Source organism: Algoriphagus iocasae, assembly GCF_014206875.1.
In the GTDB taxonomy this organism is placed as follows: domain Bacteria; phylum Bacteroidota; class Bacteroidia; order Cytophagales; family Cyclobacteriaceae; genus Algoriphagus; species Algoriphagus iocasae.
Map to the genome: position 1 here is coordinate 174,383 of NZ_JACIJO010000005.1, position 16,316 is coordinate 190,698.

Consider the following 16,316-nt stretch of genomic DNA (forward strand, 5'->3'; position numbering starts at 1 on the left):
TAAATATAGAAAGAATTTCTAGTCTAGAGACTCTTCCGGCTGGTACAAATCTCCATCTACCAATATTTTGGTCATGAAGAAAACATCTCTAATCTGCTCTTTTCCGCTTTCATCCTGGAATCTAACTCTTTGATTTCCACTTAACAAAAAGTAGCGATCGTACCAGTGTACCATTCTCAGACTTTCAGGATCTGTATCTTTGATTCGTTCGTTTTCGTCTATCAGTTTCAATTCAAAGCGTTGATTTTCAAATATTTTCTCGCCTTTTCTAAAAAAACTAACCACGACTTCTAAATTTTCTACATAGACATGGTAAAGATCATCTCCAACGACCGCTATTTCACCAAAAGGTTCCGAATAGGTCGTCGTGAAATTATCGTAGGTATTCGAGTTATCCCAGATCACATTTCCTTCCTTCGAGATTTTAGCGAAGTGAGCCGAAACATATTGGTAATCTGTCACCACTTGAAAAGAACTTCCATTTGGTAAGGTGTTCTGATAGAAAGGATCTGAGAAATAAGGAGTGTAACCTAACCTATTCAACCGATCATATCGATAAAGACTGGAAGGACTACTAAAACCCGGACGGGTATTGCCTCTTGAGTTCATCATATTGTAATGATCAAAATACACCAAATAAGAATCCTCGGTGGAATAGACATCCCTAATAGAATAGATATTTCTCAAAGTTGGCATCTTTTCTTTCTCGAGATCTTTCATCACTTCAGCATCCTTCTTTGACTTCTCCTTTTCCTCTAAGTAATTGTAGAAATTTGGAAAATCCTCCAAGGTGTATTTTTTGAATCCGTACTCCCCAAACTCATTGATATCCATGATATACATCCCTAGATAAGTTCCTCTTTTAGCATAGCCAAATGAACCAATCATGGCTTGTTGGTAATTAGTCATCGGCAAAAGCAAGCCATCCATGATTTCCTCATCAGGTTTGCCAAATTGATTCACCTTCACTTCTCTCATCAGATTTCCTTCTAGGTCGTAGGTATTGATCAGAATTTCTCGTCTCCTGTTTTTCACCTCGCGACTAATCACTACCTCCACTTCATTGAGGTCCGGAACCTTTCTGAGTTGCAAAACCTGGGTATCTGGATTGTAAATTCCCTGAACGGTAATCACGGAATTCTTCTGAAGATCAAAAATCTGAAGCACTGGATTTCTTTCTGCCACTCCCATAAAAAGTGCTTTATCTTCCAAAACCAGAAATTCGATCAACTCCATATCCAATAAGTTATTGGCATCAACTTCGATCCCTCTGTTGGATTCTAGATCTATTTTAAAAATGTACTTATCTGAATTGGTTGCGGAGCCTTTTTGGAGTAACAAGAACAAGTCCTCTCCATCTACATCAAAACCGATGATATCAAATCCCTCCTTCACGGGAAACTCGATGAGGTCTGAGGGAGTAAGATCAAAATCTGTCTTGAAATACTGGAGCTTTCTTCGAAAATTCAGCCCCTTCTCAGGAATAGTCCTGAAAGCTACAATCCCATCCTCAACACGGGTCATTTCAAAGTTTGGCTCGTACATTTCCGAAGGCACCTCGTAGCGCTCCAAAAATTTTAATTGAGCCCAAGCTGGACTTAACAGAAATAAAAACAGAAGGCTGCTAAAAACTTTTCTCATGATCCCATTTTATGAATCAAATCAAACTCACTTTTTTCCAATGACATAACAGATAATCTAGATTGTCGCAACATTAGCATGTTGGAAAGTAAATCTTCTGATTTGATATCCTGTAAAGTAACGGGATTTTTTAGGCTGCTGTTTACCTTTAATTTCACAGCCAGCCAATCTGGATTGTTAGGATCCGGAAAACTTTCTTCAGAGACTTCTGCCACTCCTACCACAGCCTTGTCTTTGCCGCTGTGATAAAACATCACCAAATCACCTAACTTCATCTCTCTAAGGAAATTACGGGCCTGATAGTTTCTCACTCCATCCCATACATCTTCTCCTTTTTTCTTAAAATCCTCCCAAGAATAAGATCCTGGCTCAGATTTAACCATCCAATAGTTCATTTCTTCGAAATTAAATTTCAATTTTAAGTTAATGTTTCAACCTTTAATTTGAAAAATTATTAAAGACATTTGTCTCTGTCAGTCACTTAAAAGAAAAGATTTTGGACCATAAAACCATCCTGAAAAAATTAAAATTATCCATCCAACTGATGGAATTGCACGAGGAGAACAGTTTTAAAATCAGGAGCTATCAAAGCGCAGTAAATTCTCTGGATCGGGGAGATTTTGACTTAATGGAATTAAGTGAGTCCGAAATCCAAAAAATCCCGGGAGTTGGAAAAAGTATTTTTGAAGCAATTGTTTCCCTGAAGGAAACCGAGACCTTCCCGGCATTAGAAGAACTGTTGGAAAAAACTCCAACCGGGGTTCTTGAAATTTTGCAGATCAAAGGTCTTGGGCCTAAAAAAGTAAAAGTCCTTTGGCAGGAAATCGGCATTACCAGCACTCATGAATTAATGGAGGCATGCCAGTCCGGAAAAGTTGCAAAGACAAAAGGCTTCGGTGAAAAAACACAACAAACCATCATCGAAAACCTGGAATTCAAAGCTTCCAATGAAGGAAAATGGCTTTATGCGGATATTGAGGAAACCATCGAAAAACTCAGTCAGGAATTAACAAGTATATATGAAGGATCTGAAATAGCATCAGTTGGAGATTTTGCAAGAAAAATGGAAATCATCGCTGAAGCAGAATGGTTGATCGGCATGGAATCCTTGTTTGGAGGGAAAGAGAAACTCAAAAAATGGGAAGACATCACTTGGGACATGACTGCCTCTGGGCCTTTTGCCTGGAGAGGAAAAGTAAAAGATCTTGACCTCCAAGTCACTGTTCATTTTTGCAGCAAAAAAGAATTTATCTGGAAGAAGATTTCATTGACTGCAACACCTGCATTTCTTGGAGAATCTGTCAGCGAAAAAGAATCGATTGGAGATCTATTAAATAAAAAAGATTTCTCCAGCGAGGAAGAGTTTTTTAGTAAAAACCAACTTCAGTTTATTCCTGTTGAGATGCGGGAAGGTTTCGGAGAGGTGGCTTTGGCCAAAGAAAATAAAATCGGTGAATTGCTAAAAGATTCAGACTTAAAAGGCATTCTTCACAATCACTCTACCTACAGCGATGGAAAACATAGCCTCAAGCAAATGGCCGAATATTGCCGGGAGTTGGGATATGAATACCTTGGGATTTCTGATCATAGCCGAACGGCCTTTTATGCTGGTGGATTGGAAATCGAACGTATCCAAAAGCAACATCAGGAAATCGACCAACTCAATCAGGAAATGGCTCCATTCAAGATTTTCAAAGGAATCGAAAGTGATATTTTGCCTGACGGAAGTCTAGATTATCCAGATGATGTTTTGGCCAGCTTTGATTTTATTGTCTCTTCGGTCCATTCAATTTTAAATATGGATATCCGGAAAGCAACCAGCAGACTTTTGACAGCGATTGAAAATCCATACACCACAATCTTGGGACATCCTACCGGCCGACTTCTTTTACGAAGAGCTGGCTACCCGATAGATCATAAAACGATTATTGATGCATGTGCTAAAAACAATGTGGTCATTGAAATCAATGCCAATCCTTGGAGATTGGACCTGGACTGGCGCTGGGTTCGATATGCCATGGATCAAGGCGTCATGCTCTCCATCAATCCTGATGCCCATGAAATGGATGGATATTCGGACATGAAGTATGGGGTTTTAGCCGGAAGAAAAGGAGGTCTGACGAAAGAAATGACCTTAAACACACTTTCCGGAGAAGAAATAGAAGCCTATTTCAACAAGAGAAAATCCTCAATACCTTTTCCAAAAAGCTAAGGAAAACTTGGCTAAAATTCTTTGACTATATTCGTGCCTCAAATTAGAAATCAACATGAAGTGGACCAACAAACCTGACAATGTATTATTGGAGCGATCTTTTCTATTCGGAATTGTCGGGATCATTTTAGGCACTTTGGCAATGGTCAATACAAAATTCCATCTATTGGACGCACCTATGGGGCCGCTGAATGGAGTGAGTTTTGCATTACAACTCTTGGCCATAAGCTTGGCGATTTTAGTTCTTAGGAAAAGGAAAGTTGATCCTGACCTGAAGCAAAAAGCCCAAAAAATGATCGTTGTTTTAGGTGCTACGTTTATTTTTTTCATTTTATCGATCTAAACAAAAATTATCTATATGAAAAAAATCATTTATCTAATATTCGGGATTGCGATTTTTTTATCGCCAAATCTCCAAGCTCAAAGTCTTGAAAGCAACGCTACCTCCCCTTCAGAGTTTAAAATTATTACTATTGTAGAATCCATCGTCCCAATGGGATTAGGAAGATCAAGAATAATCGACAATCAATCAGAAGTAGATGCTGAGCAATTCACTACTGAAAGAACAGATGGTAAAAAAAGCAACCAAAAAGACATAAGTCGAAAAGACTTAAAAGTAGATGAATTGGACGAAACTAAACTTCTAAATTTTTTTAGTGGAACCGGAATAAATTTTCAAAATATTGCATCAAATGACGCAGTTATTGCCTCAAAAATAAACAGCCTTTTAGGTGAAGGGTGGAAGCTAACTTTCGTTACTTCTGGAGTGGAAAGTAATTCAGGAACTGAAGATGGCCAAGGGATATTTATAACTCGCCTGTTTTTTTCCAGATAGAAAAGCAAAAACCCGAAGCAAAACTTCGGGTTCTTTATTTAAAATCTGATTTCTTAATCAGCTTTTTCTTTCTTTTTAACTGTTATCGTCAGCTCAGAACCTTCACCAGGATAATCTGCTGTGATCACATCACCTTCAGACAAATCCCCTTTCAGGATTTCTTCGGCAATGGCGTCTTCCAGATATTTCTGAATAGCTCTGTTCAAAGGTCGAGCACCATACTGTTGATCGTAACCTTTTTCTGCCAAGAATTCTTTTGCCTTTTCAGTCAATTCAATTTGATATCCAAGGTCAGTAATTCTAGAGAACAATTTATTCAAGCTGATATCGATAATCTTGAACAAATGCTCCTGATTTAGTGAGTTGAATACGACCACATCGTCCAATCTGTTCAAGAATTCAGGACTGAAGGCCTTTTTCAAAGCAGACTGAATAGTGGATTTCACCACATCATCCATATTATCCTGCTTCGCTTTATTGGCAAAACCGATTCCAGCACCAAAGTCCTTCAGATCACGAACACCGATATTCGAAGTCATAATGATAATGGTGTTTCTGAAATCAACTCTTCTTCCAAGTCCATCCGTCAAAATACCATCGTCCAATACTTGCAACAAGATATTGAACACATCTGGGTGTGCCTTTTCGATTTCATCCAGCAACACTACTGAATAAGGCTTTCTTCTTACTTTCTCAGTCAACTGACCACCTTCTTCATACCCGACATATCCCGGAGGCGCTCCTACCAATCTGGATACGGAGAATTTCTCCATGTACTCAGACATATCAATTCTGATCAAAGAATCTTCTTTGTCGAACAGGTAGGTTGCCAGCATTTTGGCAAGTTCGGTTTTACCGACACCGGTTGGACCTAAGAAAATAAAGGAACCAATTGGTTTTTTAGGATCTTTCAAGCCAACTCTGGTTCTCTGAATTGCTTTCGTCAGCTTCTTAATCGCTTCGTCCTGACCGATTACTTTACCTGCAAGTTCCTCGTTCATATTCAGAAGCTTGGCTCCTTCGTTCTGAGCGATTCTTTTTGCAGGAATACCAGTCATCATGGCGATTACTTCCGCTACATGCTCTTCGTCAACCACGTATCTTTTCGACTTGCTATCTTCCTCCCACTTCACTTTTGCAGCTTCTAATTGCTCCAAAAGCTTCTTTTCTTTATCTCTCAACTGAGCAGCTTCCTCATACTTTTGAGATTTTACTACTCTGTTTTTTTCATTTTTGATGTCTTCAACCTCAGCTTCCAGTTTCAAAATATCTTCTGGAACGTGGATGTTGTTGATATGCACTCTTGCGCCTGCTTCATCAAGGATGTCGATTGCTTTATCTGGAAGGAAACGATCAGAAATATATCTATCTGACAATTTCACACAGGCATCAATAGCTGCGTCGGTATAATTGACATTGTGGTGATCCTCGTACTTATCCTTGATATTATTCAGGATCTGAATAGTTTCTTCCGGAGAAGTAGCATCTACCATCACCATCTGGAAACGACGTGCCAAAGCTCCATCCTTCTCAATGTATTGACGGTACTCATCAAGTGTAGTCGCTCCGATACATTGGATTTCTCCTCGTGCCAAAGCTGGCTTGAACATATTCGATGCATCCAAAGAACCAGAGGCACCACCTGCTCCTACAATTGTATGCAACTCATCAATGAATAAGATCACGTTTGGAGATTTTTCAAGCTCGTTCATTACAGCTTTCATTCGCTCCTCAAACTGACCTCTGTATTTTGTCCCTGCTACCAAAGAAGCAAGATCCAAAGTCACCACACGCTTATTGAATAGCACTCGGGAAACTTTCTTCTGAACGATTCTCAATGCCAATCCTTCTGCGATTGCAGTTTTACCAACTCCTGGTTCACCGATAAGAATTGGATTGTTTTTCTTTCTTCTGGAAAGAATCTGTGCAACACGTTCGATCTCTTTCTCTCTACCAATGATCGGGTCTAACTTGTCGTCTTCCGCCATTTTGGTAAGGTCACGACCGAAGTTATCCAAAACCGGAGTTCTTGATTTCTCAGCACCAGCTTTTGAACTTCCAGATCCACTACCAGTTGATCCAAATAATTTGGATCCATCTTCATCACCATCTTCGGCTTCAGCTCTAGCTCTTGGTGCAGCTCCGCCATCGGATTGCATCTCCAGCATTTCTTTTACTGAATCATAATTGATGTCAAATTTATTTAAAATCTGAGTGGCAATATTGTCCTCATCTCTCAGAATAGAAAGCAACAAATGCTCTGTTCCGATCAACTGACTTTTAAATATTTTGGCTTCCAAATAGGTAATTTTCAACACCTTCTCTGACTGTCTGGTCAAAGGAATGTTGGCCATGTTTTTCACATTGTGATTTGCTGTACCTTTTACAGCTCTTTCGATTGCTCCTCGAAGTTCATCCAAAGGCACTCCTAGTTTTTTTAGAATGGAAACAGCTACACCTTCTCCTTCACGAATCATCCCCAGCAAGAGGTGCTCTGTACCAATATAATCATGTCCCAGGCGAAGCGCTTCTTCACGGCTGAGAGAGATCACCTCTTTAACTCTGTTTGAAAATTTAGCTTCCATTTATTTCCTTTCTGATTGTTTAATATTCCTGTACGTATGTTACCGAATTTGTTTTAAAAACACAATCCTTTTGAGGATTGTTCATTAAATTTTTATAGATCTTAACAAAAGCTTTTTCGCCTCTGGACCTGTGCAAAACAAAATGTCAATAACACTAAGATTAGGCTCAAAGTCTAAGCCAAAAAGTTGGGTGTAGGGAACAGGTTCATACAGATTTCTTTCAAGAAAGGTACCTGAGGGGCTTATTTGGCCTCTTAAGTCCAAATCAAACTCTTCTTCATCTAAATTTTTACATACAGTCACCTTGCCAGAATACTTTAGTAGCTTAAGACATATTGTCAGCATTTCATAGTTTAAATCCCATAATGAGGCATGTTCCTTAAGATAAATCGGCTCCAGGTAAGGAAAATAAAATTCATAAAAAGGTGCTTTTCCATAGGCAGACTGAATACCTCGCAAGTGAATCTTCTGCCAATTTTGGGAATAATCGATTTTTACTCTAGACAAAGGCACCCTTGGTCTTCTCCCCTGAATCGGAACACTTAGGGTTTCAATTTTATTGGCTAAGCGAATCCGAGTTCTATTGAGATAAGATTGTCTCTGATATAATTCGGAGGGGGAAATCAGAATTTCTTCTGCTTGAATGATCGCAGAAAAAAACTCTAAACAGGGTAAAAAATGTAAGTCTACTGCGACTTTTTTCATAATAAATAATTCAGCTAATTGATTTTTTGGTCACAGGATATCTTCCAGCTGACCGAGCCCTTCTCTGAGCACTTCTACCTCATCACCAATACAATCCAAAATCGTAGAACCGACATTCTGACCATACCCCCCATCAATTACCAAATCGACAAGGTGCTCATACTTTTCGAAAATCAATTCTGGATCGGTGCTATATTCAAGAACTTCGTCCTCATCTCTGATAGAAGTAGACAGAAGTGGCTGCCCCAATTCTTCAACAATTAAACGGGGAACATTATGTGCTGGTACACGGATGCCAACTGTCTTTTTATTGCTGTGGAGAATTTTTGGCACCTGCGTATTTGCTTCCAAAATAAAAGTAAAAGGACCTGGAAGGGCTTTCTTCATCATTTTAAAAACCGGCTTCGAAATGACTCGAGTGTATTCTGCAATGTTGCTGAGGTCAGCGCAAATAAAGGAGAAATTGTGTTTTTTCGGATTGATTCCTTTGATCCTGCAGATTTTTTCCACGGCCCGAAGGTTCGTGATATCACATCCCAATCCATAGACCGTATCGGTCGGATAAATGATTACCCCCCCATTTCGCAGGACTTCTACCACCTGCCTGATCCTTTTTGGATCTGGATTTTCCTCGTATATCCTAATAAACTCAGCTGCCATAAGTCTTTAACATTGCTTGTGTGAAGATATACTTCGAAAAGCCTGCCATTTTTCAGAAAGTTCCATCCAAATTGGAATATCAGCAGGCGCCCATTTCAATTTTGGCAATTCTCCTACCTCTAACCATTCAATTATTTCATGCTCTAAAAGATTGATTTCGCCCGATTGCCAAGTACAAATAAAGGGAATCAGCTCAATAATTTTCCCTTGAGAATAATCAAATTTACTGGGTGTAAGAGGAGATTGAATTTTTATTTCTATTCCCAATTCCTCTTTGATCTCCCTAATGAGGCAACCTTCTGGCTGCTCTCCTTCTTCAATTTTCCCTCCTGGAAACTCCCAATAACCAGCCAGATTCATCGATTTTGATCTTTTGGCCACAAGAACTTTCTCTTGATGAATAATTATTGCACAGGTAACAGGAATGGCTTTCATGGAGTTAAAGATAAAAGGAAGCTGAAAGATTCATCCCAGTTTCTTTTCAGTAATTCCCCTAAAAGGATTTTTCCCTATTTTTGAGCCCGTATGAGAAGCGAGAAAAAGAACAAAATATTTCTGGTATTGATCATTTCCTTTTCGGTTTTGGCAATTTCCATGTCATTTTATTTCTATCAGGTGTTTTTCAGTCCAAATGCACTGCTGGAAACTGAACAAAATTATACCCTGAAAATACCGAGTAATGCCACCTTCAAACAGGTTAGTAATCGGCTTTACGAAGACAAGGTTGTCAATGACATGGTCAGCTTTTCTTTCGTTTCAAAAGTCTTGGGATATCAAGATGCCGTGAAACCAGGGCTTTATATTATCAGCCCTAAAATGACTAACCTAGAGTTGGTAAGACACCTAAGATCTGGAAATCAAGCACCTGTAAGAATCACATTCAACAATATTCGGACGAAAGAGGACCTTGCTGAAAAGATCACCACCAATCTTGAAATCAATGAGCAGCAATTTCTGGATCTGATCAAAGATTCTGTTTACATCCGGAAATTTGATTTCGATGAGGAAACCATCATGAGCATGTTTATTCCAAATACTTATGAGGTTTGGTGGAATACAAGTGCTGAGTCTCTGTTTGACAGGATGTACAAAGAATATCAGTCTTTTTGGACGGCAGAGAGAAAAGCCAAAGCAGAGGCAGTGGGCCTAAGTCCGGTTGAGGTAAGCACCTTGGCGTCCATCGTGCAGTCTGAAAGCCAAAAATCAGATGAAAGACCAAAAATCGCTGGGGTTTATCTGAATAGGCTGAGATTAAATATGCCACTTCAAGCTGATCCAACCTTGGTTTTTGCTGTTGGGGACTTCAGTCTAAAAAGAGTTCTCAACGTTCATAAAGAAATTGATAGTCCTTACAACACTTACAAATACGCAGGTCTTCCTCCGGGACCAATCAATCTTCCGGACATCAATTCTTTGGAAGCAGTTTTAAATCCAGAGGATCATAACTATTTATATTTCTGTGCCAAAGAGGACTTTTCTGGATACCATGCATTTGCCACCAATTTGGCGCAACATAATGCCAATGCAAGGCGATACCAAGCTGCTTTGAACGCCGCAAAAATTTTCTGATCATGTACATTTCCGAAACCCAAATCCGAGTTCGATACGCAGAAACTGATCAAATGAGTTATGTGTATTATGGCAATTATGCCATGTATTTCGAAGTTGGACGAGTGGAAGCGATAAGAAAAATCGGTTTTAGCTACAAAGAAATGGAGGACAATGGCATTATGATGCCTGTTTTAGAGAGCCATTACACTTATCTCAAACCGGGAAAATACGATGAGCTTTTGACCATAAAAACAAGGATTCCATCTTTACCTGGAGTCAAAATAAAGTTTGAGTACGAAGTAATCAATGAACAAAACGAACTGATAACCAAAGGGTGGACGACTTTGGCATTTTTAAAAAAAGGAAGTCATCAGCCGACCAGACCTCCGCAGAATTTATTAGCTTTATTGAAACCGTACTTTTAGAGTATTAGCTTGTGGTCAAAGAAAAGATTCTAAAATTTCAGGATCGCCTGTTAGAAAAGGCTAAGTATTTTCAAAAGGTCCATTTCGGCGACCCCGATAAAAACCTATATGATGTAGGGAGGATTTTTATACTTCAGCTACAAAAAGACGATATCATAGAACGTGCTGGATCTGTGGCATTTAGCTTTACTTTGGCTCTATTCCCATTGATTCTGTTTCTACTGAACATCATCCCTTATCTCCAGGATTTTTTTCCAATAGTTACCACTCAAAATATCCTGACATTTATTCAGGAAATCCTTCCAGGAGAATTATATGCGCAAGCTGAAACGACGATTATGGATATTGTCTCCCGTCCCCGGCAAAGCTTGATTTCTCTGGGTTTCTTTTTCGCTTTGTTTTCCTCCACGCAGGGAGTCGTCTCCATGATGAACTCCTTCAATTCTGTGTACCAAACAAAAGAAAATAGAGGTTTCTTTCAATCAAGAGCTATTGCAGCAAGTATCGTTTTAATTTTGGTTCTGACGATTTTCGCAGCCAGTACAGTCATGATCATAGGGAGTATTATCATTCAAAGACTCGACGAACTCCAGGTTTTTAATTCGGGCTTTATGATTTTTCTATTTTCTACATTAAAGTTCTTAGTTCTACTTTTCATGTTCTATATCACAACTGCATTCATCTTCAGATTTGCTCCTGCAGTTCATGATAAATGGAAATTCTTCTCAACTGGAGCCCGACTTGGAGGTTTACTCATTACTTTGGGTTTTTATGGCTTTTCTTTTTACCTGAACAACTTTGCCAGCTACAATAAACTGTATGGATCAATCGGGACCTTAATAGCTTTGATGCTTTGGTTATTGATCACCTCTTTAATTGTATTGGTTTGTTTTGAGGTCAACGTAAGTCTCGACCTGGTGGAAGAGGAGAAAAAGCTTAAGGAATTTGAGGAAGAGGAAAAATACATCCCGGTGGCGAAGGATGATAAAGACTAATTATCAGGGATTTATTTTAATTTTTTGAATACAATGTACTTGCTATCTTTAGCATAAACCTGATACCCTTTACCCATCCAACCATTTGCTCTATGAAAACACTAAAGTTTCCTCTCGCAATACTTAGTCTTTGTTTAATTATGCTCTCAGCGAGCAGCTGTGAAAAATCAAAAGACGTAAAAGATGATACTGATGCACTTAATAAGTGGTTTGATGAGGAATATGAAGAATTTCTTCAAATGAGTCCTATTCAATTGACCACTCAAGGTAGGAAGGACCATTATTCCGAACTTGATGATTTTAGTGAATCTGCTGAAAAGGAAACGTTAGATTGGCTGGAAGCTAGTGTAAAAGAGATGAATGAAAAATTCTCTTTTGAACAAATCAACCATGAAGCTCAACTATCCTGGAATTTATGGGAATACCAATATGAGCAGGCAAAATCTGCTTGGGAATTTAGGAACTCCGGCTATATGTTTAACCAGATGACTGGAATGCATACCAATCTTCCAAATATCCTCATCAACTACCATAAAGTAGATTCACTTGGAGATATGGAAGCTTTGATTTCTAGATATTCTGAATTGGGTAGAGCTATGAATCAACTTTTGGAACGTGCAAAAGTTCAAACAGCAGAAGGATATAAACCACCAAAATTTGCTTATGAATATGTGATAGCTCAGTCAAAAGCCTTGATTTCAGGAGAACCTTTTGAAAAGTCCAATACGAATTCTCCATTATGGAATGATGCTATTTCGAAGATTGAAAAGCTCCAAGAAAAAGAACTGATCAATGCCGAGCAAGCGGATGAACTGAAAGAAAAAGCAAAACAAGCTTTAATTGAATCCTTCCAACCAGCATATCAGAATTTATTGGTTTGGCTGAATGAAGAACTTCCTAATTTGGAAGAAACACCTACTGGATTATCCAGACATCATGATGGGGAAGCATTTTATAATTTCAAATTAAATCAAGCAACTACGACTGATCTTTCAGCTTCGGAAATCCATGAAATAGGCCTGAAAGAAGTAGAGCGGATTCAGGCAGAAATGCTTGCCATCAAGGAGCAAGTTGGATTCGAAGGTGATTTGAAAGAGTTTTTCAAATTTGTCAATACAGACCCACAGTTTTTCTATCCAAATACCGACGAGGGAAGACAAGCCTATCTAGATGAATCCACTGCTTTCTTGGACAGCATTTCGCAAAAGCTTCCTGACTTCTTTGGAATTCTTCCAAAAGCAGAGTTAGTGGTTAAACGTGTTGAGCCTTTCCGCGAGCAAGACGGAGCTCCACAGCATTACTCACAGGGCACTCCTGATGGCAGCAGACCAGGAACCTATTATGTTCACCTTTCTGATATGACTGCCATGCCCAAAACAACCATGGAAGGTGTGGCTTACCATGAAGGAATTCCTGGCCACCATATGCAGATTTCTATTCAGCAGGAATTAAAAGATATACCAAAGTTCAGAACACAGTTCTTTTTCAATGCTTATGTAGAGGGTTGGGCCTTGTATTCTGAAGCCTTAGCTAAAGAAATGGGGCAATACAAAAACCCCTATTATGACTTCGGCAGATTAGTCAATGAAATATGGAGAGCCATCCGATTGGTTACTGACACTGGATTGCATTCCAAGGGTTGGACAGAAGCTCAATCCATTGCTTATTTTAAAGATAACTCCTCCATTTCAGATGGAGCAATTCAAGCCGAGGTAAGAAGATATATGGTGATGCCAGGTCAAGCTACCGGATATAAGATAGGGATGCTCAAGATTCAGGAATTAAGAAACAAAGCTGAAAGTGAATTGGGTGAAAAATTTGATATCAAAAAATTTCATGATCTCGTTTTAGGCCAAGGTGCCTTGCCATTGAACCTTTTGGAGGAAGAAGTCAACCTTTGGATTGCTGAATCCAAAGGTTCTGAATAAGAAATTTTATTAGACTCAAAAAATTAATCTCAAAATAATCAGGAACTTATAATAAAAGTGGAATTCAGGCTTTGCAAAATTTACCAATTATAATACCTTTGCAAACCAATTCAGGGGAATAATCCTGATAAAGACCTAGAGGAGTGGCAGAGTGGTCGAATGCGGCGGTCTTGAAAACCGTTGTACCGCGAGGTACCGGGGGTTCGAATCCCTCCTCCTCTGCATTCAAAAACCCAAGCATACAGCTTGGGTTTTTTCATTTCGAGTCGTCGGGGCTGCCCGCTGCCTGGCCCTTCGCTAAAACAGTCCACCGGACTGTTTATTAACGCTCGGTTGCTTCGCAGCTACCCGCATCCTGGCCCCTCGCTAAAAAAGTCCACAGGACTTTTTCTTTACGCTCGGTTGCTTCGCAGCTACCCGCATCCTGGCCCCTCGCTAAAAAAGTCCACAGGACTTTTTCTTTACGCTCGGTTGCTTCGCAGCTACCCGCATCCTGGCCCCTCGCTAAAAAAGTCCACAGGACTTTTTCTTTACGCTCGGTCCTCTCCTGCAAATACTACCTAAGGGAACTAAGATGAGATTTCAGTCACTATCGAATTATTTGATCTAAGAGCCAATTTAGCTAATGAGCCATGGAAGTCTGTTTGATTACAAAAAAACCCGATCAGGAAATCTGACCGGGTTTTCTTGAGTTGAATTAAATCCTATTTTATTTTACCGAATCCATCAGCTTATCCTCCAATTGCTCCTCATCTACTGTGAGTTGGGCGATGGAGACCAGGACTGTACCTGCTGTAATGGCATAACCTGCATAGGTTAGCAATACTGCGGGGACGACGCCTGGTGCGGTAAGAACCGCTGTACCTATCGCTGCGATGATCAATCCGATTTTCTTTACTTTTTGGAAGAAAATTGGTGTGGGGGCGGTTGCCCGTGTTTTTATTTCATTTAGTATGTTCATTATTTTTTGATTTAGGTTTTAGAATTTTTTTTAAGACGGAAGACGGAGGACAGATGTATGATGTCAGATGTCAGATGTACTCCTATAAGTCTTAAAGTGACAAGATCTGAAAACTGAGACTGTCTACTGGGACCTACCTTCGGTAGGCAAGCATACCTTCGGCAGGCAAGCATACCTTCGACAGTCAGGCTGCTCACTTTTCCTTCATCATATTCTTCAGAAAGTCCTGTTCAATCTCCAGTCGAACAAACAGCTCTTTCAGTTTGGCCAATTCACCTTTTAACTGCCGGGTATCTTCGATCAGTAGTTTTAGAAAGTAAGCGATCACGGAAAGCAGCAACATGGTCACCGCTCCGGCAAGGCTTAGGAGTAGCTCTGCTGTAGACATGATTCCAGTAGATATGGAATTCCCTCTGAAACAATCTGCAACTCCACCACTTCTCCCCGCTCCCATTCCCGCTCCAGCCTTTCTATCAGTTTGAGAAGTGCTAGTTTGGTAAATAGTGGGGTACCGTCGGCTCTATAACTGGTAACAGGATAGATAGAGCAAGTCTCCAGCCTGGAATCTCCCAAATAGCAGGAGATTTTACCCGAATCCCCTATTCCTATCTCCCAACCTTTTTCCTCTGAGTGGATGGGTTCCAGTTCATAGACTCCTTCCTCCAGACAGTTGGTTTCTGTACCAAAGCAAGCCTTGGGAGGCTCCCGGGTAAAGCAGAGTTGCTGCTCATCCAGAAACAATCTCCCAAGGGTAATCCCTGCCCGGTACTTTCTATGAAGCACCAGTCTCATCTTAGACTTTCTCTACTCCAAGGATCTTGGCGGCATTGTGAGCTCCATTGTTTATGGAATACTCTACCCCATTGACCATTTGCACAAATTCCACACTCAGGACAAATACGAAGTGGCTACCACTCAATTGGGTTTTGTCCACTGTCAATGTCTGAGGAAGAACCGGATCCAGAATCGAAAGGGAACCTGTTGCCGCACTGGCAACAGAACGGCTTCCCAAATCAAAGTCCACTCCCACTCCGGTAGCGGTGATCTTGTAATGGCTTGCACCACTTGGGATCGCAATCATGTCCTTTGCCGTAAAAGCCGGAAGTGCCACTTCCCAGGAAGCCACAGAGTCATTGAGACTAAGCTCAAAAAACAGGGTACTCCCTAAAGAAGAAGATGCATTCATCTCCATGTCCTTTATCAAATTCCAATCCCCTTCTTTTACTCTTCGCTCGCCTCTCACATTGACCAAGTCTGATTTCAGGACCTGCATCATAGATTGGGTAATCCGAAGGTTGAGACGCTTATCCCCGATCTGTGAGATCACAGGTCGCAAGGCATCCCGGAGCAACTTAGATGAATTGGCATTATCGGTGAATTCCCGGATGTTTTCCCGGGTCCTTGCAAAGCGTGGATCGTTCATGATCCTGGACTTTTCCACCCCGCCTTTTTCCCTGGCCAGATAGCCATCTCTGGTCTTGTAAAAAGACAATCTTCCTACTGGACCTTTTAGTGTAATTATTCCTGTTTGTTTTGCCATATGTAAATGGGTTTTAGGTTAAACATGCAGGAAAATTCAATCTTATTAAACTGGTTATCAATTGAATGTGCGTTCTGTTCGCAAGCTTCGGAATAGGTGAATTTGTTCCTGTTTTTTAGAAGTTGGAAGTGGAAAGAAAAGTCAAAAAGCTAAAGTCAGAAGTCTGAAAGGAAAGGTAGTTTAAAGAGGTAGCATGGAAGTGGGAAGTTGGAGGTTGGAAGTTGTAGGTTGTCCGATGTCAGAGAAGTCAGAAAGCTGAAGGCAGAAGTCTGAAAGGA

Annotated in this window: 17 protein-coding genes and 1 tRNA gene; 8 read left to right on the top strand and 10 right to left on the bottom strand. The window is 40.1% G+C overall.

The genetic code is table 11. The annotated features are described in order from the left end of the window. Positions 1-18 precede the first annotated feature (18 nt). Positions 19-1,641, bottom strand: a complete 1,623-nt coding sequence (locus FHS59_RS22070) for a transcriptional regulator (RefSeq protein ID WP_184498324.1) — start codon at positions 1,639-1,641, stop codon at positions 19-21. After that, positions 1,638-2,036: an EVE domain-containing protein gene (locus FHS59_RS22075; RefSeq protein ID WP_184498326.1), complete on the bottom strand. Its 399-nt coding sequence runs from the start codon at positions 2,034-2,036 to the stop codon at positions 1,638-1,640. Before FHS59_RS22075 ends, FHS59_RS22070 begins: the two co-directional genes overlap by 4 nt. Positions 2,037-2,137: 101 nt before the next feature. Between FHS59_RS22075 and polX the strand changes: the two genes are divergently transcribed. The 3 genes from polX to FHS59_RS22090 are packed head-to-tail and all read left to right on the top strand — an operon-like array spanning position 2,138 to position 4,688. Further along, complete coding sequence (gene polX / locus FHS59_RS22080; RefSeq protein ID WP_184498328.1) at positions 2,138-3,853, top strand: DNA polymerase/3'-5' exonuclease PolX; 1,716 nt, start codon at positions 2,138-2,140, stop codon at positions 3,851-3,853. A 55-nt stretch (positions 3,854-3,908) separates the two neighbouring features. Then, complete coding sequence (locus FHS59_RS22085; RefSeq protein ID WP_184498330.1) at positions 3,909-4,196, top strand: hypothetical protein; 288 nt, start codon at positions 3,909-3,911, stop codon at positions 4,194-4,196. 15 nt (positions 4,197-4,211) lie between these two features. Next, complete coding sequence (locus tag FHS59_RS22090; RefSeq protein ID WP_184498332.1) at positions 4,212-4,688, top strand: hypothetical protein; 477 nt, start codon at positions 4,212-4,214, stop codon at positions 4,686-4,688. Between the two features lie 53 nt (positions 4,689-4,741). Here FHS59_RS22090 and FHS59_RS22095 read toward each other — a convergent pair whose 3' ends face one another. From FHS59_RS22095 to FHS59_RS22110, 4 genes are all read right to left on the bottom strand, one after another. Next, positions 4,742-7,273: an ATP-dependent Clp protease ATP-binding subunit gene (locus FHS59_RS22095; RefSeq protein ID WP_184498334.1), complete on the bottom strand. Its 2,532-nt coding sequence runs from the start codon at positions 7,271-7,273 to the stop codon at positions 4,742-4,744. 84 nt (positions 7,274-7,357) lie between these two features. Next, a complete protein-coding gene (locus FHS59_RS22100) occupies positions 7,358-7,978 on the bottom strand; it encodes a WbqC family protein (protein ID WP_184498336.1) in 621 nt (206 codons plus the stop codon). A gap of 30 nt (positions 7,979-8,008) precedes the next feature. Then, complete coding sequence (locus FHS59_RS22105; RefSeq protein WP_184498338.1) at positions 8,009-8,638, bottom strand: L-threonylcarbamoyladenylate synthase; 630 nt, start codon at positions 8,636-8,638, stop codon at positions 8,009-8,011. Positions 8,639-8,644: 6 nt separating this feature from the next. Further along, positions 8,645-9,073 carry a (deoxy)nucleoside triphosphate pyrophosphohydrolase gene (locus FHS59_RS22110; protein WP_184498340.1) on the bottom strand — a complete coding sequence of 143 codons (429 nt, stop codon included), beginning with the start codon at positions 9,071-9,073 and terminating at the stop codon, positions 8,645-8,647. A 90-nt stretch (positions 9,074-9,163) separates the two neighbouring features. Here FHS59_RS22110 and mltG point away from each other — a divergent pair, with 90 nt between their 5' ends. The 5 genes from mltG to FHS59_RS22135 all read left to right on the top strand — a co-directional run bounded on the left by mltG (position 9,164) and on the right by FHS59_RS22135 (position 13,759). After that, positions 9,164-10,207 (top strand): endolytic transglycosylase MltG, encoded by a 1,044-nt coding sequence (gene mltG, locus FHS59_RS22115; RefSeq protein WP_184498342.1) that lies wholly within the window; start codon positions 9,164-9,166, stop codon positions 10,205-10,207. A gap of 2 nt (positions 10,208-10,209) precedes the next feature. Beyond that, the gene (locus FHS59_RS22120) at positions 10,210-10,614 is read left to right on the top strand and encodes an acyl-CoA thioesterase (RefSeq protein WP_184498344.1); all 405 of its coding nucleotides are present in this window, start codon (positions 10,210-10,212) and stop codon (positions 10,612-10,614) included. 11 nt (positions 10,615-10,625) lie between these two features. Then, the gene (locus FHS59_RS22125; protein WP_184498346.1) at positions 10,626-11,609 is read left to right on the top strand and encodes a YihY/virulence factor BrkB family protein; all 984 of its coding nucleotides are present in this window, start codon (positions 10,626-10,628) and stop codon (positions 11,607-11,609) included. Between the two features lie 92 nt (positions 11,610-11,701). Continuing rightward, entirely contained in the window at positions 11,702-13,537 is a 1,836-nt protein-coding gene (locus FHS59_RS22130; protein ID WP_184498348.1) for a DUF885 domain-containing protein, read from the top strand. Between the two features lie 137 nt (positions 13,538-13,674). Beyond that, positions 13,675-13,759: transfer RNA gene (locus tag FHS59_RS22135), tRNA-Ser, on the top strand. 487 nt (positions 13,760-14,246) lie between these two features. Here FHS59_RS22135 and FHS59_RS22140 read toward each other — a convergent pair. The 4 genes from FHS59_RS22140 to FHS59_RS22155 form a co-directional block, all read right to left on the bottom strand. Continuing rightward, complete coding sequence (locus tag FHS59_RS22140) at positions 14,247-14,498, bottom strand: hypothetical protein (RefSeq protein ID WP_184498350.1); 252 nt, start codon at positions 14,496-14,498, stop codon at positions 14,247-14,249. Positions 14,499-14,691: 193 nt separating this feature from the next. After that, positions 14,692-14,886 carry a hypothetical protein gene (locus tag FHS59_RS22145; RefSeq protein WP_184498352.1) on the bottom strand — a complete coding sequence of 65 codons (195 nt, stop codon included), beginning with the start codon at positions 14,884-14,886 and terminating at the stop codon, positions 14,692-14,694. Further along, the gene (locus FHS59_RS22150) at positions 14,862-15,290 is read right to left on the bottom strand and encodes a DUF5675 family protein (RefSeq protein ID WP_184498354.1); all 429 of its coding nucleotides are present in this window, start codon (positions 15,288-15,290) and stop codon (positions 14,862-14,864) included. Before FHS59_RS22150 ends, FHS59_RS22145 begins: the two co-directional genes overlap by 25 nt. A 1-nt stretch (position 15,291) precedes the next feature. After that, positions 15,292-16,038: a hypothetical protein gene (locus FHS59_RS22155; RefSeq protein ID WP_184498356.1), complete on the bottom strand. Its 747-nt coding sequence runs from the start codon at positions 16,036-16,038 to the stop codon at positions 15,292-15,294. Positions 16,039-16,316 lie beyond the last annotated feature (278 nt).